The organism is Massilia aquatica (assembly GCF_011682045.1).
Taxonomy (GTDB): domain Bacteria; phylum Pseudomonadota; class Gammaproteobacteria; order Burkholderiales; family Burkholderiaceae_D; genus Telluria_A; species Telluria_A aquatica.
On record NZ_VVIW01000014.1, the window covers coordinates 32017 to 55130 of the forward strand.

The window sequence follows — 23114 nt, forward strand, 5'->3', positions numbered from 1 at the left end:
TTGTCAACACGGGCCGGTCGCCGGGGACCAGCAAGGCGGGCGGCATGAGAATGCTCAACAAGTCGCCACCCGCGCTGATTTAGTATTGCCTCAACTTAAGAGTTTCAGTGTACCGACGGGCACAGGCGCATCATTGAGGCAAGTCAATTAGTTTCACCAAAGAAAATCACATGCGCGTTCCGCTTTCGATTCTCATTTACCAGCGCGTGCTGGCCACGCCCGACCCGCTGTTTCCCGAGTGCCTGCACGCGCGCCGTTTCGAGCAGCAGCTGCGCCTGCTGCGCCGCTGGTTCCGCCTGATGCCGCTCTCGCGCGCCGTCACCCACCTGGCCGAAGGCACCTTGCCGGCGCGCGCCGCCTGCCTGACTTTCGACAACGGCTACGCCGAACACGCCACGGTCGCGCTGCCCCTGTTGCAGCGCTACGGCGTGCCGGCCACTTTTTTTGTCGCCGCCAGCTACCTCGACGGCGGCTGCACCTGGAGCGACATCGTCACCGAAGTGGTGCGCAACGCGCCCGGCGAGCGCCTCAACCTCGGCCGCAGCGGCTTTGCCAGCTACGACATCGCTTGCCCGGTGCGGCGCCGCGCCGTGATCGAGATGCTGCTGGCCACGCTGCGCCTCTTGCCGCCGGCCGAACGCGCCGCGCGCGTGCTGGCGATGGCGCGCCGCCCGACCCCGACCATGATGAGTTCCGACCAGGTGCTGGCCCTGCACCGCGCCGGCATGGAGATCGGCGCCCATCCGCTACACCACACGGTGCTCTCGAGCCTGTCGAACGCCGCCGCGCGCGCCGAAATCGCCGAGGGCCAGTGCCGCATCGAAGAATTGATCCGCGCCCGCGTGAGCCTGTTCGCCTACCCGAGCGGCAAGCCGGGCGAGGATTTCGAGCAGCGCCATGGCCTGATGCTGCGCGCCCAGGGCTTCCAGGCGGCCGTCGGCAGCGCGCGCGGCGCGGCCGGCAGCGGCAGCGACCTGTTCGCGCTGCCGCGCTTTAGCCCGTGCGAGCCGGGCAATGGCGGCTTTCTGCTGCGCCTGGCCGGCAATCTGTTTACACGCGGCTGATTCTCTGCCCGCCGGTCAGGCCGCGCCCGCCATCTGCGCGGCCAGCAGGCGCCGGTCGAAGCTGCCGTTGGGACTGCGCGGCAAGGCCGCCGCCCGCACCTGCGCCAGCAGCGGCATCATATAAGAGGGCAACTTGGCGCGGCAGGCGGCCAGCAGCGCCGCCGGGTCCAGCAGGCAGCCCGAGCGCGGCGTGACCGCCAGCGCGATCGATTGGCCCAGCACCGGATGATCCAGCCCCAGCGCCGCCGCCTCCTCCACCAGCCCGGTCGCGTACAGCACTTCCTCGATCTCGCTCGGGCTGACCCGGTAGCCGCCGGTCTTGATGGTCTCGTCGCTGCGCCCGATAAAATACAAAAACCCTTCCTCGTCGATGCGCACCGTGTCGCCCGACCACAGTGCCAGCTCGGCCAGCGGCAGTCCGTCGCAGGGCGGCAGCGGGCGGAAGCGCTCGGCGGTGCGGGCGCGATCGTTCCAGTAGCCGAGCGCGACCAGCGGGCCGCGGTGCACCAGTTCACCCGGCTCGCCCGGCGCGCACGGCTGGCCGTCGGGGCGCAGCACCAGCACCTCGGCGTTGGCAATGGCCTTGCCGATCGAGTCCGGGCGCAGGTCGAGCTGTTCGGGCGCCAGGCAGGTCGAGCGGAACGCCTCGGTCATTCCGAACATCAGGTACAGGCGCGCCTGCGGCAGGCGCGCGCGCAGCGCGTGCATGGTCGCGCGCGGCAACACCCCGCCCGAACTGGTCAGGTAACGCAGGCTGCAAGGTGCGCTCCAGTGCAGCTCGGCCAGCTGGATCCACAGCGGCGGCAGCGCGGCCAGGCCGGTGATGCGTTCGCGCGCCACCAGCTCGGGGATATCGCGCGTCAATAGCGGATTCATCAGCACTACGGCGGCGCCGGCCGCAAAGGCGCCGGTCAGCTGGCTCAGGCCGTAGGCCAGGCTGAGCGGCAGCAGCGCCAGGATGCGGTCGTGCGCCGTGTGCCCGAGCTCGGCCGCGGCGCTGGCCGCGCCCGCCACCAGGTTGCGGTGCGACACCACCACGCCCTTGGGCGCGCCGCTGTCGCCCGAGGTGTACAGCAGGGCCGCGATGTCGGACTCGATTGAGCGGTGCGGCGCGCGCAGCGGTGCGGCGGCGGCGCGCCGTATCCAGCCATCCCAGCCGAGCACGCCCAGCCCGGGCAGCATGCCATCCTCGCGCCCGGTTTGCAGCACGCAGCGCAGGGCCGGGCACTGGACCAGTTCCAGGTCGAGCCGCGCCAGCCTTCCCGGCGAGGTCAGCAGCACGCGGGCGCCGCTGTCGCGCAGCACATGACCGACCTGGGCTGGCTTGAGCAAGGGATTGACCGGCACGAACACCAGCCCGGCCGCAGCCGCGCCGAACAGGGTCAGCACCGCCTCCTCGCACTTGTCGAGAAATATCGCGACCCGCTCGCCGCGCGCAAGGCCCAGGGCCAGCAAACCCTGCGCCGCCACATCGATACAGCGCGCCAGCTGGGCATAGCCGAGGCTATTGTCGAGATAGCGCAAGGCCAGGCCCTGCGGCGTGCGGCGGGCGGCTTCGGTGATCAGTTCGTACACGAGCTGGGCCATAAATTCCCCTACAAAAAATAATTTCTCAATGGCATCAATCATTGGGAAAAACGGCCGCGCTGTCCTTGACGCGGGTCAAACAAGCGCATGGCACTCTTGAGCTTGTGCGCGCGCAAGAGGCATGCAATTTCGGGGGTGTTTAATGAAACCGGTGTCCCGGCAGGCTGCCGGGAACCGTACCGGAGATCAGAACACCATGAATGCGCCCCTGTTGCCGCTACCGCGCGTGTACCCGTTTTTCTTCGATGTCGATCCCGGCACGCGTTTCAGCCTGTATCACGCGCCCGCGCCGCAGGCGCGCGCGCGCGGGGCGATCCTGTACGTGCATCCGTTCGCGGACGAACTGAACAAGGCGCGCCGCATGGCCACCCTGCAAGCGCGCCGTTTCGCCGCGGCCGGCTACGCGGTGCTGCAGATCGACCTGTTCGGCTGCGGCGACAGTTGCGGCGACCTCAGCCTGGCGCGCTGGGACATCTGGAAACGCGACCTTGCCATCGCCCGCGACTGGCTCGGCGAGCGCGCCAGCGACGGCCCGATGCATCTGTGGGGGGTGCGCCTGGGCGGCTTGCTGGCCCTCGACGCCGCCTGCAGCATGGCGGTCGACGGCGTCATTTTGTGGCAGCCTTTTCTGAACGGACGCACCTGCATCAACCAGTTCCTGCGCCAGGACCTGGCCGCGCGCATGCACGGCGCCGACCCGGCCGATCCGTCCCTGCTCGGCACCACCGGCCAACTGCGCGCCGAGCTGACCACGCGCGGCATGCTCGAAGTGGGCGGCTACGAACTGGCCGCGCCGCTGGTGCACGCCATCGACGCCTGCGACGCCGCCGCGCTGCCGTTGCCGCCCTGCCAGGTGCACTGGTTCGCCAGCGGCTCGCCGGCGCCGCAGCGCCTGGCCGCCAGCGCCGGGCGCATCGCGCGGCGCTGGCAGGCGCGCGGGGCCACCCTGCATTTTAACGCGATCGAGGGGGCGCCGTTCTGGGGCGCCAACCAGATCGCCGAATGCCCGGCCCTGCTGGCCGCCACCAGTGCTGTCTTTACGGGGGAAGGCTAATGTTTGCCGAACAACGCGCACTCCAGTTCACCTGCCAGGGCCATTCCCTGATCGGCATCCTCGACCTGCCCGAACGAGCGCTCGCGCGCGGCGTGCTGGTCGTCACCAGCGGCCCCCAGTACCGCATCGGCCACCACCGCCATTTCACCTTGCTGGCGCGGGTGCTGGCCGGACGCGGCATTCCGGTGCTGCGCTTCGACCACCGCGGCATGGGCGATTCCGAGGGCGAGGCGCGCACCCTCGACGCCCTCGGCGACGACATCCACGCCGCCACCCGCGCCTTCTTCGCCCAGGTGCCCGAGATGCGCGAACTGGTGCTGTGGGGGCTGGGCGACGCCGCCATGGCGGCCCTGCGCTATGCGCAAGCCGACCAGCGCGTTTCTGGCGTGGTGCTGCTCAATCCCTGGGTGGCGCCGAACCAGGCTGAATCGGCGCTCGCGCCGGGCGCGCTGCCGCAGCGCGTGCTGTCGGGCCTTGCCGCGTTCGATGGGGCGGCGCTGGTGATCTTCGGCGCCGACGATCCGGCCGCGCAGCAGTTGCCGGCCTTGGCGGCGCGCTATGAGCTGCGCTGCAAATGCGTGACCATCGCCGGCGCCGGCCGCACCTTCGCCAGCCGCGCATGGCGCGACGAAGTGGCGGAGATCAGCGCGAACTGGATCGCGTCCTGGTGACGTTGATGATGCACTTCACGGAGAAATCCGGATGCCGTGATGGTGCATCAGGTCATACAGCGTCGGGCGGCTCACGCCGAGCAGCTCGGCGGCCTTGACGATCGAGCCGTTGGTGCGCGCCAGCGCCGTCACCATCACCTTGTATTCGGCGGCGTCGCGCACCTGGCGCAGGTTGACCGGGGCATCCGGCTGCGGCACGCCGCCCAGGCCCAGGTCGCGCGCGCTGATCTGCGGCCCTTCGGCCATGATCACCGCGCGCCGGATGCAGTTTTCCAGCTCGCGCACATTGCCCGGCCAGCCATACTGCTCGATCGCCAGCACCGCGTCTTCGGTCAACGCCGGCACGTTGCGCCGCTCCATCAGGCTGGCCTGGTGCTTGAAATGGTGCGCCAGCAGCACCGCGTCGCCGACCCGCTCGCGCAGCGGCGGAATGGCCAGCACCACTTCGCTCAGGCGGTAGTACAGATCCTCGCGAAAGCGTCCCTCGCGCACCAGTTTCGGCAAGTCCTGGTGGGTGGCGCAGACGATGCGCGCGTCGATCGCGATTTCGCTGCGCCCGCCGATTCGTTCGATCACGCGCTCCTGCACGAAGCGCAGCAGTTTGGCTTGCAGCGCCATCGCCATGTCGCCGATTTCATCGAGAAAAAACGTACCGCCCTGCGCCATCTCGATCTTGCCCAGGGTTTGCTGGCCGGCCCCGGTGAATGCGCCTTTTTCGTGGCCGAACAATTCGCTCTCGAGCAGGTCGGCCGGAATGGCGGCGCAGTTGATCGCGACAAAGCGCTTGTCGTGGCGCGCCGACAGGTCGTGCAGGCCGCGCGCGAACAGCTCCTTGCCGCTGCCGGAGTCCCCCAGCAGCATCACCGTGGCCGACGACGGCGCCAGCTTTTCGACGCTGCGGCACAGGCGCAGCATGGCCGGATCGCGCGTGACGATGCGCGCCAGCGGCGAATCGGCCGCGATCTGCAGCATGCGCTGGTTCTCTTCCTGCATCGCGTGCAGATAAAAGGCCCGCTCCACCACCAGCTTCAAGGTATCGGCGTCGAACGGCTTCTGGTGAAAATCGTAGGCGCCCATCCCGATCGCCTTGAGCGCGTGGGCGCGCTCCTGGTTGCCCGACAAGACGATCACCTTGGTGTCGGGCGCTTCGCCCAGCAGCGCCTGCAAGGTCGCCAGGCCTTCGGTGGCGCCGTCCGGATCGGGCGGCAGGCCCAGGTCGAGCGTGACCACCGCCGGCCGGTGCCGGCGCAGCTGCGCCAGTGCGCTTTCGCGGTCCTCGGCGATCAGGACGTCGTAGCCATCGAAGCTCCAGCGCAGCTGCTTTTGCAGGCCCTTGTCATCCTCGACTACCAACAGCTTCTTTTTGCCCATTGTGCAGCTCCTTGTAAGAGGTGGGTCGCCTTCAGCGGCTTCCCTTGCCCAGCAAAACCACCTGCACCGTGTCGATCAGGATCAGCAGATCGAGGAACAGGCTATTGTTCTTGACGTAGTAAAGGTCGTATTGCAGTTTCTGGATCGCGTCTTCGACCGAGGCGCCGTACTGGTAGCGCACCTGGGCCAGCCCGGTCACGCCCGGCTTGATGCTGTGGCGCACGTTGTAGTAAGGGATATCGCGCGCCAGCTGGTCCACGAAAAAGGCGCGTTCCGGGCGCGGGCCGACGAAACTCATCTCGCCCTTGAACACATTGAGCATCTGCGGCAGTTCGTCGATGCGCAGCTTGCGCAGGTAATGGCCGACGCGGGTCACGCGCGGATCGTTGGCGCTGGCCCAGGTAGGCACGCCCAGCGCTTCGGCGTTCTTGCGCATGCTGCGGAACTTGAGCACATTGAAGATTGCGCCATCCTTGCCAACCCGCTCCTGCTGGTAGAACACCGGCCCGCCGTCTTCCAGAACAATCGCGGCGGCGGCCGCCAGCATGACGGGCAGCGAGACCAGGGTGATCAAGCCGCTGGCGAGCAGGTCGAAACTGCGCTTGACGCTGGCGCGCCAGAAGCTCTGGTCGAAGCCGCCGCCGAAAATCAGGTAGCTCGGTTGCAGCGAATCGAGCCGGATCTGGCATGCTTCGCGCTCGAAAAAGGTGGCCGCGTCGATCACGCGCACGCCGCCGAGCGCGCAGGCGAGCAGGTCGCGCACCGGGAACTCCTTGCTGCGCCGGTTGGTCACCGTCACCACCAGTTCGCGCGCCTCGTAACGGCGCGCCATCGACAGCAGAGACTCGCCCACCGGCAGCAGCTGCGAAGCCGGCACGCAGCTGTCTTCACCGCTGATCGGCACGCAGCCAACCACGCTGAACTGGTGAAAGCCGATCTTGCTGTGCGCCAGATCCATGCATTCGCGCGCGAGCGGCCCGCTGCCCACAAAAATCAGGCGCGCTTCGAGCAGCGCCGACTCGGCCGACTTGAACACCACCAGGCGCGTGAGCACCACGGCGGTGGCGCCGATGGCGAAGATCACGCTGCTGATGCCGCGCCCGAAATAGAACTCGGGGCGCACCGCGATCAGGGCCGACAGCAGAGCGAAACCGAGCGCGAACGAGGGCATGATGCGGATCAGGGTGGTGCGGATGCCTTCGCGTGAACTGTGCTGGTACATCCCGAGCGCGCTCATGCTGAAAATGATCACCAGCGCGAAGGTCAGCGAGGACAGATACAGGTTATCGGCCCTGAAACTGCCGTGCTGGTCCGAAAACCACAGCACCGAGGCCACGCTGGCCGAAGCAAGCAACATCAGCAGTTCGAGCAGCAACAGCACGAACGCCATTTTGGATACATAGTGACTGAAAATCCGGATCACGCTTCCTCCATGCCAGCGATACTTGTTGCCCCCATGCCAGACGACACGGCGTGGTAAATAATCGCTTACAGAGACACAAGAGGTATTGACTAGAAACAAGCGTTTCCGGTCATTTCTTGAAGGCGAGACACGGTCCAGCCAAATAGACTATAGTGATGCTTCGATATTTATTACTCGCCCAACATGAAATTTGACGTCGCTATCGTCGGCAGCGGACTGGCCGGTCTGTCGGTTGCACTGCACCTTGCGCAAACGCGCACTGTGGCCATCATCTCCAAACGGGCGCTGCTCGACGGAGCCAGCAACTGGGCCCAGGGCGGCATCGCCGCGGTGCTGGACTCGGGCGACAGCCACGCCCAGCACATCGACGACACCCTGGTGGCCGGCGGCGGCTTGTGCGACGAAGCGGCCACCCGCTTCATCGTCGAACACGGGCGCGAAGCGATCGAATGGCTGATCGACCAGGGCGTGCCGTTTACGCGCGACCCGACCGCCGAAATGGGGTTTCATCTGACCCGCGAGGGTGGCCACAGCCAGCGCCGCATCATTCACGCGGCCGACGCCACCGGGCACGCGGTCCAGGTCACGCTCGAACAAAAAGTGCGCGCACATCCGAATATCAGCCTGTTTGAACAGCACTGCGCGATCGACGTCATCACCTCCGACAAACTCGGACCAAAACCGGCCGCCGCCAGCGCCGGCCAGCCGCATTGCTACGGCCTGTACGTGCAGGACGAAAAGACCGGCCAGGTCCTCACCTTCGAGGCCGAGCATACGGTGCTGGCCACCGGCGGCGCCGGCAAGGTATATTTGTATACGACCAACCCGGACACCGCCACCGGCGACGGCATCGCCATGGCCTGGCGCGCCGGCTGCCGCGTCTCGAACATGGAATTCATCCAGTTTCACCCGACCTGCCTGTACCACCCGTACGCCAAGTCCTTCCTGATCACCGAAGCGATCCGCGGCGAAGGCGGCTTGCTCAAGCTGCCGCCGGAAGCCGGCGCAGCCGCCGGCACGCGCTTCATGCCGATGTACGACGAACGCGGCGAACTGGCCCCGCGCGACGTGGTGGCGCGCGCCATCGACTTCGAGATGAAAAAGCGCGGCCTCGATTATGTGAACCTCGACATCAGCCACCAGTCGCCCGAATTCCTCAAAGAGCATTTCCCGACCATTTACGCGCGCTGCCTGGAACTGGGCATCGACATCACCAAGGAACCGATTCCGGTGGTGCCGGCGGTGCACTTCACCTGCGGCGGCATCGTCACCGACCTGGCCGGGCGCACCGATGTACCGGGCCTGTACGCGGTCGGCGAAACCGCCTGCACCGGCCTGCACGGCGCCAACCGCCTGGCCAGCAATTCGCTGCTCGAATGCCTGGTGGTCGGCCGCGCCTGCGCGCACGAAATCGCCGCCATGCCGAAAGGCGAAACGCGCGACCTGCCGGCCTGGGATGAAAGCCGCGTCACCAACGCCGACGAAGAAGTCGTTATCGCCCACAACTGGGACGAACTGCGCCGCTTCATGTGGAATTATGTCGGCATCGTGCGCACCACCAAGCGCCTGGAACGCGCGCAGCACCGCATTGCGCTGCTCAAGGAAGAAATCGACGAGTACTACCGCAATTTCCGCATCACCCACGATCTGCTGGAACTGCGCAATCTGGTCGACGTGGCTTCGCTGATCGTCAACAGCGCGCTGACCCGGCGCGAAAGTCGTGGCCTGCATTTCAGCCGCGACTATCCGAACACCTTGCCGAAGGCCTTGCCGAGCGTGCTCACGCCACCGCGCCGCTAACCCGTCGTTCCCGCGAACGGCGCGGCCATGAACCAAAAACTGTCCCCCTCCACCATCGGTTTGCTGACCCTGCCCCCGCTTCTGTGGGCAGGCAACGCCATCGTCGGACGCCTGGTGCGCGAGGCGGTGCCGCCGATGACGCTCAACCTGCTGCGCTGGTCGATCGCCATGCTGATCCTGCTGCCGCTGGGCCGGCGCCTGTTCGCCAGCGACGCCCTGCGCAGCAACTGGCGCCGCTTCGCCCTTCTCGGCCTGCTCGGGATCGGCCTGTATAACTCCCTCCAGTACCTGGCCCTGCAAAGCTCCACCCCGATCAACGTCACCCTGGTGGCGGCCGGCATGCCGGTCTGGATGCTGGCCATCGGCGCGCTGTTTTTCGGCGTGAAGGTCGGGCGCCAGCAAGTCATCGGCGCGGCCATGTCGATCGTCGGCGTGCTGGTGGTGCTGTGCCGGGGCGACTGGCAGCAGCTGGCGGCCATGCGCCTGGTGGCCGGCGACCTGTACATGATCCTGGCGACCATCGCCTGGTCGTTCTACAGCTGGCTGCTGACCCAGCAAAAAGACCCACCCGCCGTGCGCGCCGACTGGGCCGCCTTTTTGCTGGCCCAGGTCATTTACGGGGTCCTGTGGTCGGGCGTGTTCGCCGGGGTCGAATGGGCCGGCGCCACCCATGCCATCCACTGGAGCTGGACCGTCGCGGCTGCACTGATGTACGTTGCCATCGGTCCGGCCATCATCGCCTTTCGCTGCTGGGGCGCGGGCGTGCAGCGCGCCGGACCGAGCGTGGGCGCCTTCTTCACCAATCTGACCCCGCTGTTCGCGGCCATGATGTCGTCGGCCTTCCTGGGCGAACTGCCGCACCTGTACCACGGGGTAGCGTTTGCGCTGATCGTCGGCGGGATCGTGTTCTCGTCGCGCCGCAAGGCCGGGTAGAATCGGGCACATGAAGACACTTCCCCTCAGACTGATGCCGGGCCAGGACTTGCGCGCCACCCTGGCCGGCGTGCTGGCCGGGCATGGCGCGAGCGCCGGCTTCGTCGTGCAAGGCATCGGCAGCCTGCTCGGCGCGCGCCTGCGCCTGGCCGGTGCGCCCGATGCGACGGAGCTTGAAGGCGACATCGAAATCCTCACATTGGCCGGCTCGCTCTCACCGGACGGCCCGCACCTGCACATGGCGCTGGCCGACGCGAACGGGCGCGTAATGGGCGGCCACGTGCTGGCCGGCTGCACCATCCGCACCACGGCCGAGATTTTGATCGCCCTGCTGCCCGATCATCGTTTCGCACGCGAGCCGGACGCCGCATCCGGCTTCGACGAACTGGTGGTGCATTCGCATGACTGCTGACAGCGAAGCACTCGACCTGCTGGCCGATTTCGTGGAGCGCCACCGGCGCATCCTGGTGCTCACCGGCGCCGGCATGAGCACCGCCTCCGGCATTCCCGACTACCGCGACCGCGATGGCGTACGGCGCGGGAAAACGTCCGTCCAGGGGCCGGAATTCCGCAAGCTCGAAGCCGTGCGGCGACGCTACTGGGCGCGCAGCATGGTCGGGTATCCATCCTTGTCGGCCGCCGCCCCGAACGCCGGTCACCTTGCGCTGGCGGGCCTGCAATCGGCCGGGAAGCTGGGCGCCCTAATGACCCAAAACGTCGACGGCCTGCACCAGCGCGCCGGCAGCGCCGGTGTACTCGAACTGCACGGGAACATCCACAAGGTGGTCTGCCTCGACTGCCACGCGAGCTTTCCGCGCACCTTCGTCCAAGGACAACTGGTCGAGGCCAATCCGGCGCTGGCCGGCGCCGTGGCCACGCCCGCGCCGGACGGCGACGCCCACCTGGAACCGGACGCGCTGGCCGAATTCCACCTGCCCTACTGCGTGCACTGCGGCGGCACGCTCAAGCCCGACGTGGTGTTTTTCGGCGACGGCGTGCCGGCCGACGTGACGCGCGACGCGCTCGAACGCATGTCGGACGCCGACGCCCTGCTGGTGATCGGCTCCTCGCTGATCGTGTATTCCGGCTTTCGCTTCTGCCGCATGGCGGCGGACAGCGGCAAACCCATTGCCGCCATCAACCTCGGGAAAACCCGTGCCGACGAGCTCATTTCACTCAAAATCGAAGCCGGTGCCGAGAGCACGCTGCCCGCGCTGTTAAGCCGATTTGCATAAGCGTCCATTGCCCGATTGAAATCAAACAGCTATAATTGAGAATAATTCTCATTCAATAGCCAGCCACAGTGTCGTCCAGCCAGCCATTGCACTCACTTTCAGGATGGCTCCATGGCGCACCACGCACCTTTCGGCCCGGCGTACGCCGGCGCCGCGCACTGTAATCCCCTCCCGCTGGCCGCAGCGGTCCGCTCCGCTCTGATGTTCGCCGCACTCGCCGGTCCCGGCGCACTGGCCTGGGCAAATGACGTTGTCGACGACGCTGTCGCCATGCCGGTCATCACCGTCGACGGCAAAAAAGAAGACAATGGTTACGTCGCCCGCCGCAGCGGCGCCGGCACCAAGACCGACACGCCGCTGATCGAAACGCCGCAGTCGATCAGCGTGATCCCGCGCGAACGCTTCGAGGAACAAGGCGCCCAGACCCTGCGCCAGACCCTGAACTACAGCGCCGGCCTGGTATCGAGCTACTTCGACAGCCGGGTCGATTCGGTCACCTCGCGGGGCGGCAATCCGGCCATGCTGCAGGACGGCGTGCAATCAAACTTCGGCAGCTACAACACTACCCGTCCCGATCCTTACACGCTCGAACGGGTCGAAGTGCTGCGCGGGCCGTCGTCGGTCCTGTACGGCCAGGGCGGCATCGGCGGCGTGGTCAACCTGGTCTCCAAGCGCCCGATGGCGAGCTCGCAGCGCGAAGTGCAGGTACAAATCGGCAGCAACAGCCGCAAGCAGCTCTCGCTCGACATCAACCAGGTACTCGACAACGACGGCCACTGGCTGGCGCGCCTGGTCGCCGTGGGCCGCGACAGCGGCACCCAGGTCAACATGGTCGACGACGACCGCAAACTGATCGCCCCCTCGCTGACCTGGGCGCCAAATGCCAACACCTCGCTCACCCTGCTGGCCCTGCGCCAGGAAGACCAGAGCGGCTCGATGATCGGCTTCTTCCCGTGGCAAGGCACCCTGCTGCCAACGAAGTTCGGCCAGATTCCGACCAGCCTGTTCACCGGCGAGCCAGGCTACGACGCCTACGACACCGAACAAACCGCGCTCGGCTACCTGTTCAGCCACCGTTTCAGCGATACCCTGAGCCTGCGCCAGACCATGCGCAAGACCAAAAGCGAAGTCGATTACCGCAGCGCGTATACCAGTTTTACCGCCGTTGCCGCGACCGGCCGTCCGGCACGCCCGGTGTTCAACGCCGACCAGCGCACCATCAACCGCGACCTGACCCAGAACCTGAACAACCTGGAAACGCTGATGGTCGATACCCAGCTGGAAGCGAAGCTGGTCACCGGAGCGCTGCAGCACACCATCCTGTTCGGCGCCGACGTGCAGCGCGTCGAAACGCGCCAGGCCAGCGGCCGTGGCGTGGCCGCGCCGCTGGACGTGTACGCGCCGGTATACGGCAACTACACCAGGCCGGCCTCGCTGGCCCACCTGCCGACCACCAACCTGCGCCAGAACGGCTACTACGCGCAGGACCAGGTCAAGTACGGACCGCACTGGGTGGCGGTGCTCGGCCTGCGCCACGACGGCGTGACCAACGATGTCGAAGGGCGCGCCAGCGCGCGCACCGACGACAGCGCCAACACCAAACGCGTGGGCTTGTTGTACCTGGCCGACGGCGGCTGGTCGCCCTACATCAGCTATGCCGAATCGTTCCTGCCGCTCGGTGGCGTGGATTTGAAAGGCAAGGCCTTCGAACCGCAGCGCGGCGAACAATGGGAAGCGGGCCTGAAATGGCAGCCGCCCGGCCGCAACCTGATGACCACTCTGGCCGTATACGACCTGCGCGACACCAACCGCAAGACCGCCGACCCCGCCAACCCGCTCAACAACATCCAGATCGGCGAAGTGCATGTACGCGGCCTGGAACTGGAAAGCGCCGGCGCCCTGGGGCGCGACTGGGACTGGACCGCCGGCTATGCCTACACCGACGCCACCGTCTCGCGCAGCAATGGCGCCGACAACGGCAAGCGCCTGAGCGGCATCCCCAAGCACAACGTGTCGGCCTGGCTGACGCACCGCTTCTCGGTCGCGCAGCGCGACGGCTTCAGTGCCGGCGCCGGTGTGCGTTACCTCGGGTCCTCCATGGACGGCCTCGATCAACTCGAAACGCCCGACATCACCCTGCTCGACGCCATGCTCTCGTACAGCAGTGGACCGCTGCGCCTCGCGCTCAACGTCACCAACCTGACCGACAAAGTCCAGATATCCACCTGCCTGGCGCGCGGCGACTGCTTCTACGGCCAACGCCGCGCCGTCGCCCTGACCGCCCGCTACACCTTTTAAGCTTCCTTGACATGACCATGACCTTACATCCCCTCGCGCTGGCCGTTCGCTCGGCGCTTCTGCTGTCCATCGCCGGCACGGCCCACGCCGCGGCGCCCGAAGCGCCGCTCGATGACGCCCCTGTCAGCATCGTCGAAATCCGTGGCGACAAGGACGACAGCGCGTCCTACGGCGCAAAGGCCGCCAGCACCGCCACCCGATTCAAGCTGTCGCTGCGCGAAACACCGCAGTCGGTCACCGTTGTCACGCGCCAGCGCATGGACGACATGAACCTGACCAGCATCGCCGACGTGCTGGTGCAAACGCCCGGCATCACGGTGCAGGAAAACGATACCGAGCGCACCGGCTTCTCGTCGCGTGGCTTCTCGATCAGTAACTTCCAGGTCGATGGCGTGGCTGCCAACTACAGCTCGGGCAACAGCGCCCTGTTCGACACCGCGCTGTACGACCGCATCGAAGTGGTGCGCGGCGCGACCGGCCTGGTGACCGGCGCGGGCGACCCGTCGGCCACTATCAACATGGTGCACAAGCGCCCGACGCGCCAGTTGAGCGGCTCGGCCTCGGTCAGCGCCGGATCGTGGGACACGCGGCGCGTGCAGGCCGACATTTCGGCGCCGCTGAACGCAGCGGGCACCGTGCGCGGCAGCCTGATTGGCGTGGTGCAGAACCGCCATTCGTACCTGGACCTGTACAAGGAGCGCAAGATCGTCGCCGGCGTGCTGGTCGAGGCAGACCTGGGCAAGGGCAGCCTCCTGACCGTCGGCGCCGACTACCAGCACAACACGCCCAAGGGCACCACCTGGGGCACCACCCCGCTGTACTTCAGCGACGGCTCGCTGGCCAAGCTGCCGCGTTCCTTCAACGTAGCGGCCGAATGGAGCAGCTGGGAACGCACCTACCGCAACGTATACGCCAACCTCGAACACCGCATCAACGACGACTGGAAAGTGAAAGTCTCGTACAACCGGCTCGACTCTACCTCGGACGGCGCGCTGTTTTACGGCGGCAGCGGTTATCCGAACCGCGACGGCTCCGGCCTGGGCGTGTGGTCCAACGTGTTCCCGTACGAAGAAACCCAGGATAACCTGGACCTGTATGCGACCGGCGAATTCAATCTCTTCGGACGCAAGCACGAACTGGTGGCCGGCTGGAACGGCTGGCGCCGCGAGGGCGTGAGCCCGGCCGTGCAGCTGCAAGACCCGCTGCCGTTCCCGCTGACGATTGCGGACTACCGCAACTGGACCGGCAAGGTGCCACAGCCGACCAGCTGGCGCACCGGCGCGAGCAGCGCAGCGGTGACGGAGCAGTCGGGCGCCTACCTGGCCGCGCGCCTGCGCCTGGCCGACCCGCTGCAAGTGATCGCCGGCGCGCGCCTCTCCACCTGGAAGACCCGCACCGATAACTTCAATACCAGCGGCGCCTTTGTCAACGCCACCGCGCGCTACGCCTCGAAGGATGTGCTCACACCCTACGCCGGCGTGGTGTTCGACCTGGCGCCGAACACCTCCCTGTACGCCAGCTACAGCGATTTGTTCAAGCCTCAGAACTACAAGGACAAGGACAACAACTTCCTCGACCCGGTCACCGGCAGCAATGTCGAAGCCGGCGTCAAGGCGGAATTTTTCGGCGGCCGCCTGAACGCCGCCGTCGCCGTGTTCGAAGCGAAGCAGGACAACCTGGGCGAGGAAGACACCTCGGTGCCGCAAGGCGTGCTGCTGCCCGATGGCACACGCCCTTACATCTCGACCGGCAAAGGCACAAAAAGCCGTGGCGTGGAAGCCGAAGTATCAGGCTCGCCGATGACAGGCTGGCAGCTCTCGGCCGGGGTCACGCGCAGCACCTCGCGCAACGCCAAGGATGTATTGGTCAACACGACCCAGCCGCGCGACATGGTGCGCATCACCACCACCTGGCGCCTGCCGGGCGAATGGCGCGATGTGACCATCGGCGGCGGCGTGAACTGGCAGAGCGAAACCTACACCACGGCCACCGGGCCGGCCGGCAAGCTGCGCGCCAGCCAGTCCGCCTACACGCTGCTCAACCTGATGGGCCGCTACCAGATCACGCGGCAGCTGTCGGCCGGGGTCAACGTCAACAACCTGCTCGACAAAACCTACTACCGCCGCATCGGCTTCTACAACGGCGGCTATTACGGCGAGCCGCGTTCGGTGTCGGCCAACCTGCGTTATCAATACTAATCAAAACAAGGACAACTCATGAACAAGCTCACACGTACCCTCCTCGCCACGCTGCTGTGCGGCGCCTTTGCCAGCGCCAACGCGCACCAGATCTGGATCGAACAGGATGGCAAGACCGCCTCGGTCTACTTCGGCGAATTCGGCGAAAACCTGCGCGAAGCCTCGCCCGGCCTGCTCGACAAATTCACGTCGCCCAGCGCCACCCTGATCGGCGCCGGCGCCGACCGCAAACTCAAGCTCGATAAAACCGCCGGCGCCTTCGTGCTGTCGGCGCGCGCCGCCGAGGGCCAGAGCATCATCGCCGAAGAAGCGAGCTACCCGGCGTTCGAAAAGAAAACCGGCGACACGGTGGTGCGCTCGATCTGGACCCCGGCCGCGCGCCTGGTCACCAGCGGCGCCGCGCAGCCGGCGCGCCTGACGCTCGACATCGTCCCGACCGGCAAACCGGGCCAATTCCAACTGAGCTACCAGGGTAAACCCTTAGCCAAGACCAAGGTCGGCGTGGTGGCGCAATCGGGCTGGGGCAAGGAAGCGCAGAGCGATGAGCAGGGCATGGTCAGCTTTGCCATGCCGTGGAAAGGCACCTACGTGCTCGAAGCGCACCACACCGACAAAACCGGCGGCCAGCGCGATGGCAAACCGTATGATGTGGCCAACTACGTCACCACCATGAGCATGGTGCAGAGCGTGGGAGCCGCCGCCATCGCGGCGCCGCCAGCGGCCAAACCGAACGTCAATACGCCGTAACATGCGCCTGTCCGCCCCTCTCGCTTACCGGCTCGGCGTCGGCTCGCGCGCGCTCGCCGCCATCCTCGGCGGCTACCTGCTGGCGGCGGCGGCCAGCGCCCTGCTCGCGCTGCTGCTGCCGCGCGTGATCGGTACCGGACGCGCCGACGCCGTCATCGCCGCCACCCTGGCCTCGTTCGCCATCTACGCCGGCGCCGTGATCTGGGTATTCGCCGCCCGCAGCGCCACGCGCGCCTGGCTTGGCCTGCTGCTGCCCGCGGCCGGCATGGCGACAATCGTCTATCTTCTGTACCGGAACGTCCCATGAAAGAAAATCTTCGCCAGTCGATGGCCTGGCTGCATACCTGGTCCGGCCTGTTGACGTGCTGGGTCCTGCTGCTGATCTTCGCCGGCGGCACCGCCAGCTACTACCAGGAAGAGATCACCTTCTGGATGGAGCCGGAACTGCACGGCGTGGCCGCCAGCAAGGCCGGCAGCGTCGACGCCGCCGAGATGGCGGTCAAGGCGCTGCAGGCGCGCGCGCCGGATGCGCCGCGCTGGTTCATCAACCTGCCGACCGCGCGCAATGGCGCGGTGCGCATCGCCTGGACCGCGCCGCCGCCACCCGAAGGCGCGCCGCGCAAACGCCAGCGCCTCAAGTCGGCCCTGATCGATCCGGTCACAGGCGCCGCGCTGGCCGAACCGCGCGACACCCGCGGCGGCCAGTTTCTGTACCGCCTGCACTTCGATCTGCACTACATGTCGCCGCTGTGGGCGCGCTGGATCGTGGGCTTTTGCGCGATGTTCATGCTGGTCTCGATCATCAGCGGCGTGATCACGCACAAGCGCATCTTCAAGGACTTTTTCACCTTCCGCCCCAACAAGGGCCAGCGCTCATGGCTGGACGCGCACAATGCGACGGCGGTACTGGCGCTGCCGTTCCACCTGATGATCACCTACACGGGTCTCGTGACCTTGATGTTCATGTACATGCCGGGCGCCGCCCAGGTGGCGTACAAGGGCGACCGCGACAAATTTACCGAAGAAGTATTCCCGAGCGCGGGCAAGCCGGCCAAGAAGCCGGGCGAGGCGGCCGTGCTGGCGCCGCTGCGGCCGATGCTCGAACAGGCCGAAGCCCGTTGGGGCGCCGGCGGCCATGCCGGGCAGATCACGGTCAATCATCCGAACCACGCCAACGCCAGCATTTCGGTGACGCGCGCCGGTGGACGCGACCTGTCTTACAAGCAGCCGGCGATGCAGTTCGACGGCGTGACTGGCGCGCTGCTGGCCAGCGCGGGCGAGCAGCTGGCGCCGCCGGCGGCCACGCACGGCGTGATGTACGGCCTGCACGTGGCGCGCTTTGCCGAGCCGCTGCTGCGCGCCTTGTTCTTCATCTCCGGCCTGGCCGGGTACGCGATGGTGGCGACCGGCGCCATCCTGTGGGCGGTCAAGAGCCGCCAGACGCAGGCCAAGGCGCTCAAGGCCGGCGCGCGCGTCAAGCTCGGTACGCGTCTGGTGGAGGCACTCAACATCGGCGCGATCGCCGGTTTGCCGATTGCGATGGCGTGCTACTTCTGGGCCAATCGCCTGCTGCCGGTCGGGATGGACAAACGGCCGGAAAATGAAATCGCGGTCTTCTTCGCCGCCTGGGGCGCGGCCGCGCTGCTGGCGCAGATCAAGCCGGACCGCGCCATGTGGCGCTTGCAGCTGGCCGCCGGGGCGGTCCTGTTCGGCGCGATCCCCCTTCTCAATGTGTTCACGACCTCGTCGCACCTGGGCGTGACCCTGATCGACGGCCCGAGCGCGGTGGCGTGGTTCGACCTGACGGTGCTGGCACTGGGGCTGCTGCTCGGGTACGGTGCGCTGCGTCTGGGCCGGGGCAAGGCCAAACCCGATGAGAAAAAAGCGCCTGCCGTGAACGCCGGAGTGGGAGCGGCATCATGAGCGGCGTGTGCTATCTGGTGGCGGTGTTCGCGCTGTGTCATGCCGGTTTTGGCGCGCTGAGCGTGGCGATGCAGCGCCATTACGCCGATATGCATGGCCGCGGCCTGGAAGCGCCGCCCGAGCTCAGGCGGCGTTTGCAGGCGGCCGGCGCCGGCGCGCTGGTACTGGCGTTCGCGGCGGCGGTGCTCAAGGGCGGCGGCGGGCACGGCACCCTGACTTGGCTGGGCGGGATGACCACGGCGGCGCTGGCGTTGATGATGCTCCTGACCTATGCGCCGCAACGGGTGGCACGGCTGGCGCAGGCGGCCGGCGCCATCGGACTGGCTGCGTTCGCGCTCGCTACGCTGCTGTAGCAATCGCGCAAGGGGCTGGCAACCCCTTGGGCTACAATCGAACTCAACATTCTTACTATGCGGAGTTCATGATGAAAACATTGTTAGCGGTAATGGCGTTCCTGCTGGCCGGCTGCGTTTCCAAGCCGCAGGGCATCGAACCGGTGGCCAATTTCGACTCGGCCAGATATCTCGGCAAATGGTACGAAATCGCGCGCCTCGATCATTCTTTCGAGCGCGGCTTGAGCCGTGTATCGGCCGAGTACAGCATGCGCGACGATGGCGGCATCAAGGTCATCAACCGCGGCTATAACGCCGAGAAAAAGGAATGGAAAGAGTCCGAGGGCAAGGCGTATTTTGTCGAGAAACCCGATGTCGGTTATCTGAAAGTGTCATTCTTCGGCCCCTTTTACGGCTCGTATATTGTGTTCGACCTCGATCGCGAGAAGTATGCTTATTCGCTGGTGAGCGGACCGGATCGCGACAATTTCTGGCTGCTCTCGCGCACCCCGACCATGGATGAGGCAACAAAAAAGCGCCTGGTCGATAAAGCCCAGGCGCTTGGTTTCAATACATCGAAACTGATTTACGTCGATCAGTCCGCCGTCAGTCAATAATCCGCAAAGAGAAATCGGTGGCCTTGATGTCTTTGGTCAGGCTGCCGATGGAAATACGGTCGACGCCCGTTTCGGCAATCGCCCGCACGCTATCCATATTCACCCCACCCGAGGCTTCCAGCAAGGCGCGGCCGGCATTGAGCGCGACCGCGTGACGCATCGTCGCCAATTCAAAATTATCGAGCAGGATCGAGGTGGCGCCGGCGTCCAGCGCTTCGCCCAGCTGGGCCAGGGTTTCCACTTCAATCTGAATCGATACGCCGGCGTCCAGCGCCTGCGCAGCGGCCAGCGCCTTGCCCACGCCGCCGGCGGCCGCGATATGATTTTCCTTGATCAGGATGCCGTCGTATAAAGCCATGCGCTGGTTCTTGCCGCCGCCGACCCGCACCGCGTATTTCTGCGCCTGGCGCAGGCCCGGCAGGGTTTTGCGCGTGTCGAGGATCGAGGCCTTGGTGCCTTCGACCACTTCCACGTAGCTGCGCGTCACCGTCGCCACGCCGGACAGCAATTGCATGAAGTTCAGCGCGGCGCGCTCGGCCGTCAGCAAGGCGCGCGGCGGCGCTTCGATGGTGCAGACAACGCTGCCGGCGTTCATCAGGTCGCCTTCGGCATATTGCCAGTCGACATCGATGCTCGGATCGAGGGCCAGCATCACGCCTTCGAACCATGGGCCGCCGCAGAGTACGGCTTCTTCGCGCACGATCACGCGGGCGCGCACGCGGGTGTCGTCCGGCACTAGTTTGCCGGTCAGGTCGCCGCTGCCGACGTCCTCGAGCAGGGCGGCCAGCAGGTTCGATTCGAACGCGGTTTGCAGGGCTTCGTCAAAGACAGCGTAGGGATTGCGTAAATTGCTCATGCTGGGCCGACTCCGGAAAACAGGGATGCTTCATTGGCCAACGCGCTGGTCGGCAAGGCTTTGGCTTTTTTCGCGGCCGCAAAATCGAGCATGCGGTCGATGGCGCGCACGGCTTCCTTGCCCACTTGCGGGTCGACATGGATTTCGTTGCTGAAGTTCTCGAGCACGTCGGCCAGGTTTTGCAGGCCGTTCATCGCCATCCAGGGGCAGTGCGCGCAGCTCTTGCAGGTGGCACTGTTGCCGGCGGTTGGTGCTTCGATGAAATGCTTGCCCGGTGCGGCGGCGCGCATCTTGTGCAGGATGCCGTTATCGGTGGCAACGATGAAGGTGGTGGCGTCCATCGTCTGCGCGGCGTTGATCAGCTGGGTCGTGGAGCCGACCACATCGGCCAGGGCGACCACGTTGGCGGGCGACTCGGGATGGACCAGCACGCGCGCCTCGGGATGCTCGGCCTTGAGCAGGTCGAGTTCGATGCCCTTGAATTCGTCGTGCACCAGGCACGACCCCTGCCACAGCAGCATGTCGGCGCCGGTTTGCTTTTGAATGTAGGAACCGAGGTGCTTGTCCGGCGCCCACAGGATTTTTTTGCCCTGGGCGTGCAGATGGGCCACGATGTCCAGGCCAATGGACGAGGTCACCATCCAGTCGGCGCGGGCTTTGACGGCGGCGCTGGTGTTGGCGTAGACCACCACCGTGCGGTCGGGATGGGCGTCGCAAAAAGCCGAGAATTCATCGGCCGGGCAACCCAGGTCGAGCGAACAGGTTGCGTCCAGGTCCGGCATCAGGATGCGTTTTTCGGGACTGAGGATCTTGGCGGTCTCGCCCATGAAGCGCACGCCGGCGACGACCAGCGTTTTTGCCGGATGATCGCGGCCGAAGCGCGCCATTTCGAGCGAATCGGAGACGCAGCCGCCGGTTTCTTCGGCTAGGTCTTGCAGGTCGCCATCGACATAATAGTGGGCGACCAGCACCGCTTCGCGTTCTTTCAGCAGGCGCTTGATGCGCTCCTTGAGCGCTACCTTTTCGGCGGCGGACGGCGTGGCCGGGGCGCGGGCCCAGGCTTGCGCGGTGCAGCTCAGGCCCGCTTGGGGATGCTCGTATTCAACGGCTTTGATAGGGAGAATATTCATATCGGTACTATCTCACAAGAGAAGATTCGTTGCAGGGAGTGCCCGCAAAATGACGCGCGGGCACCGTGGTGCCCGCTCTGCCACATCAACTTCACGGGGCGCGAACGCCCCGCTGCCATGTTTAGTCGATACCCTGGCTGGTCAGATAGTCTTCGTAGTTGCCACGGAAGTCGACGATTTCGTTTTCCTTGATTTCGAGGATGCGGTTGGCCAGCGACGACACGAATTCGCGGTCGTGCGAGACGAAAATGAGGGTCCCGGTGTATTTTTCGAGCGCAATGTTGAGCGACTCGATCGATTCCATGTCCATGTGGTTGGTCGGCTCGTCCATCAGCATGACGTTGTGGCGGCCGAGCATCAGCTTGCCGTACATCATCCGGCCTTTTTCACCACCGGACAGCACGCGTACCGATTTCTTTACGTCGTCGCCGCCGAACAGCAGGCGGCCGAGGATTGAGCGCACGGCCTGGTCGTCGTCGCCTTCCTTGGTCCACTGGCCGATCCAGTCGGTCAGGACCGCATCGGTGGCGAATTCTTCGGTCGGATCTTGCGGCATGTAGCCGACATTGGCGTTTTCGGCCCATTTGACGCGGCCGGTATCCGGCTGCAGACCGGTCAGTTCGCCACCGATCGAGCGCAGCAAGGTGGTTTTGCCGGCGCCGTTGGCGCCGATGATGGCGATGCGCTCGCCGGCTTCCACCATGATGCTGAAATTCTTGAACAGCTGGCGGTCGTACTTCTTCGAAATGCCTTCGACTTCCACCGCCAGGCGGTGCAATTTCTTCTCGGCTTCGAAACGCACGAAGGGATAGGCGCGCGACGATGGCTTGATGTCGTCGACCTTGATCTTGTCGATCTGCTTGGCGCGCGATGTGGCCTGACGCGCCTTGGACTTGTTGGCGGCGAAGCGGCGCACGAAGTCTTGCAGCTCGGCGACTTTTTCTTTCGCCTTGGCGTTGTTCGCCAGTTGCTGGTTGCGCGCCTGGGTCGAGGCGAACATATACTCGTCGTAGTTGCCCGGATACACCTTCAAGGTGCCGTAATCCATGTCGGCCACGTGGGTGCACACCTGGTTCAGGAAGTGGCGATCGTGGGAAATGATGACCATGGTCGAATTGCGGTCGTTGAGTACGTCTTCGAGCCAGCGAATTGTGTTGATGTCCAGATTGTTGGTCGGCTCGTCGAGCAGCAGGATGTCCGGATTCGAGAACAGGGCCTGCGCCAGCAGCACGCGCAGCTTCCAGCCCGGCGCCACGGCGCTCATCGGGCCCTGGTGCTGGTCGATCGAGACGCCGGCGCCGAGCAGCAGTTCGCCAGCGCGCGCTTCGGCCGAGTAGCCGTCGTATTCGGCAACCTTGCTTTCGAGTTCGGCCGCGTGCATGTAGTCGTCGTCGGTCGCTTCCGGGTTGGCGTAGATGGCGTCGCGCTCGGAGATCGCGTTCCACAATTCGGTGTGGCCCATCATCACCACGTCGAGCACGCGCATGTCTTCGAACGCGAACTGGTCCTGGCGCAGTTTGCCGAGGCGCTCGTTGGTATCGAGCATGACGGTACCGCCCGATGGCTCGAGGTCGCCACCGAGGATCTTCATGAAGGTCGACTTGCCGCAGCCGTTCGCGCCGATCAGGCCGTAACGGTTGCCGTCACCGAATTTGACGGAGATGTTCTCAAACAGCGGCTTGGCGCCGAACTGCATGGTGATATTTGCTGTGGATAACATGCGTGATGGGTCTCTTGCGAATGGAAACAGGCGCTGGGCGCGAATCGGCCATTATACAATACGCACCACAAACCACTGTACAACACCGTGAAAAACAATGACTTAGCGCTGTATTTCAAACGATTTGACACAGACAGGATGCCTGGTATTGCTCA

Annotated in this window: 20 protein-coding genes; 14 read left to right on the forward strand and 6 right to left on the reverse strand. The window is 65.7% G+C overall.

Going from position 1 to position 23114, the window contains the following annotated elements; translation table 11 throughout:
- The first annotated feature begins 170 nt into the window (after positions 1 to 170).
- On the forward strand, positions 171 to 1064 hold the full coding sequence (locus F1609_RS21190; RefSeq protein ID WP_167078646.1) for a polysaccharide deacetylase family protein: 894 nt from the start codon (positions 171 to 173) through the stop codon (positions 1062 to 1064).
- Positions 1065 to 1079: 15 nt separating this feature from the next.
- Here the strand turns inward: F1609_RS21190 and F1609_RS21195 are convergent, their stop codons facing one another.
- Positions 1080 to 2651: an acyl-CoA ligase (AMP-forming), exosortase A system-associated gene (locus tag F1609_RS21195; protein WP_167078647.1), complete on the reverse strand. Its 1572-nt coding sequence runs from the start codon at positions 2649 to 2651 to the stop codon at positions 1080 to 1082.
- A gap of 196 nt (positions 2652 to 2847) precedes the next feature.
- On the opposite strand from F1609_RS21195, the gene F1609_RS21200 reads away from it, so the two are divergent.
- Positions 2848 to 3705 carry a hydrolase 2, exosortase A system-associated gene (locus F1609_RS21200; RefSeq protein WP_167078648.1) on the forward strand — a complete coding sequence of 286 codons (858 nt, stop codon included), beginning with the start codon at positions 2848 to 2850 and terminating at the stop codon, positions 3703 to 3705.
- Positions 3705 to 4376, forward strand: coding sequence for a hydrolase 1, exosortase A system-associated (locus F1609_RS21205; protein ID WP_167078649.1), 672 nt, complete (start codon positions 3705 to 3707; stop codon positions 4374 to 4376). The genes F1609_RS21200 and F1609_RS21205 overlap by 1 nt, the downstream gene beginning before the upstream one ends.
- 15 nt (positions 4377 to 4391) lie before the next feature.
- Here the strand turns inward: F1609_RS21205 and prsR are convergent, their stop codons facing one another.
- Together prsR and F1609_RS21215 are read right to left on the reverse strand one after the other, a co-directional pair.
- On the reverse strand, positions 4392 to 5747 hold the full coding sequence (prsR, locus tag F1609_RS21210; RefSeq protein WP_167078650.1) for a PEP-CTERM-box response regulator transcription factor: 1356 nt from the start codon (positions 5745 to 5747) through the stop codon (positions 4392 to 4394).
- A gap of 31 nt (positions 5748 to 5778) precedes the next feature.
- Positions 5779 to 7170, reverse strand: a complete 1392-nt coding sequence (locus F1609_RS21215) for a TIGR03013 family XrtA/PEP-CTERM system glycosyltransferase (RefSeq protein WP_167078651.1) — start codon at positions 7168 to 7170, stop codon at positions 5779 to 5781.
- A gap of 183 nt (positions 7171 to 7353) precedes the next feature.
- Here F1609_RS21215 and nadB point away from each other — a divergent pair, with 183 nt between their 5' ends.
- From nadB to F1609_RS21270, 11 genes are all read left to right on the forward strand, one after another.
- Positions 7354 to 8970: an L-aspartate oxidase gene (nadB, locus tag F1609_RS21220; protein WP_167078652.1), complete on the forward strand. Its 1617-nt coding sequence runs from the start codon at positions 7354 to 7356 to the stop codon at positions 8968 to 8970.
- Between the two features lie 27 nt (positions 8971 to 8997).
- On the forward strand, positions 8998 to 9903 hold the full coding sequence (locus F1609_RS21225; RefSeq protein WP_167078653.1) for a DMT family transporter: 906 nt from the start codon (positions 8998 to 9000) through the stop codon (positions 9901 to 9903).
- A 10-nt stretch (positions 9904 to 9913) separates the two neighbouring features.
- Positions 9914 to 10315 carry a PPC domain-containing DNA-binding protein gene (locus tag F1609_RS21230; RefSeq protein WP_167078654.1) on the forward strand — a complete coding sequence of 134 codons (402 nt, stop codon included), beginning with the start codon at positions 9914 to 9916 and terminating at the stop codon, positions 10313 to 10315.
- Complete coding sequence (locus F1609_RS21235) at positions 10305 to 11138, forward strand: NAD-dependent protein deacetylase (protein WP_167078655.1); 834 nt, start codon at positions 10305 to 10307, stop codon at positions 11136 to 11138. Before F1609_RS21230 ends, F1609_RS21235 begins: the two co-directional genes overlap by 11 nt.
- A gap of 111 nt (positions 11139 to 11249) precedes the next feature.
- A complete protein-coding gene (locus F1609_RS21240) occupies positions 11250 to 13436 on the forward strand; it encodes a TonB-dependent siderophore receptor (protein ID WP_229421987.1) in 2187 nt (728 codons plus the stop codon).
- A gap of 17 nt (positions 13437 to 13453) precedes the next feature.
- Complete coding sequence (locus F1609_RS21245) at positions 13454 to 15634, forward strand: TonB-dependent siderophore receptor (protein WP_167078656.1); 2181 nt, start codon at positions 13454 to 13456, stop codon at positions 15632 to 15634.
- Between the two features lie 18 nt (positions 15635 to 15652).
- Complete coding sequence (locus F1609_RS21250; RefSeq protein ID WP_167078657.1) at positions 15653 to 16381, forward strand: DUF4198 domain-containing protein; 729 nt, start codon at positions 15653 to 15655, stop codon at positions 16379 to 16381.
- Position 16382: 1 nt separating this feature from the next.
- Positions 16383 to 16688 carry a DUF3649 domain-containing protein gene (locus F1609_RS21255; RefSeq protein WP_167078658.1) on the forward strand — a complete coding sequence of 102 codons (306 nt, stop codon included), beginning with the start codon at positions 16383 to 16385 and terminating at the stop codon, positions 16686 to 16688.
- Positions 16685 to 18304: a PepSY-associated TM helix domain-containing protein gene (locus tag F1609_RS21260; RefSeq protein WP_167078659.1), complete on the forward strand. Its 1620-nt coding sequence runs from the start codon at positions 16685 to 16687 to the stop codon at positions 18302 to 18304. The genes F1609_RS21255 and F1609_RS21260 overlap by 4 nt, the downstream gene beginning before the upstream one ends.
- Entirely contained in the window at positions 18301 to 18657 is a 357-nt protein-coding gene (locus F1609_RS21265) for a DUF3325 domain-containing protein (protein WP_167078660.1), read from the forward strand. The genes F1609_RS21260 and F1609_RS21265 overlap by 4 nt, the downstream gene beginning before the upstream one ends.
- A 71-nt stretch (positions 18658 to 18728) precedes the next feature.
- Positions 18729 to 19253 carry a lipocalin family protein gene (locus tag F1609_RS21270; protein WP_167078661.1) on the forward strand — a complete coding sequence of 175 codons (525 nt, stop codon included), beginning with the start codon at positions 18729 to 18731 and terminating at the stop codon, positions 19251 to 19253.
- On the opposite strand, the gene nadC is transcribed toward F1609_RS21270, so the two are convergent.
- From nadC to F1609_RS21285, 3 genes are all read right to left on the reverse strand, one after another.
- Positions 19243 to 20109 carry a carboxylating nicotinate-nucleotide diphosphorylase gene (nadC, locus tag F1609_RS21275; RefSeq protein WP_167078662.1) on the reverse strand — a complete coding sequence of 289 codons (867 nt, stop codon included), beginning with the start codon at positions 20107 to 20109 and terminating at the stop codon, positions 19243 to 19245. The two genes, F1609_RS21270 and nadC, sit on opposite strands and share 11 nt — an antisense overlap.
- A complete protein-coding gene (gene nadA / locus F1609_RS21280; RefSeq protein ID WP_167078663.1) occupies positions 20106 to 21239 on the reverse strand; it encodes a quinolinate synthase NadA in 1134 nt (377 codons plus the stop codon). The genes nadC and nadA overlap by 4 nt, the downstream gene beginning before the upstream one ends.
- A gap of 121 nt (positions 21240 to 21360) precedes the next feature.
- Positions 21361 to 22959, reverse strand: coding sequence for an ABC-F family ATPase (locus tag F1609_RS21285; RefSeq protein WP_167078664.1), 1599 nt, complete (start codon positions 22957 to 22959; stop codon positions 21361 to 21363).
- Positions 22960 to 23114: the final 155 nt, after the last annotated feature.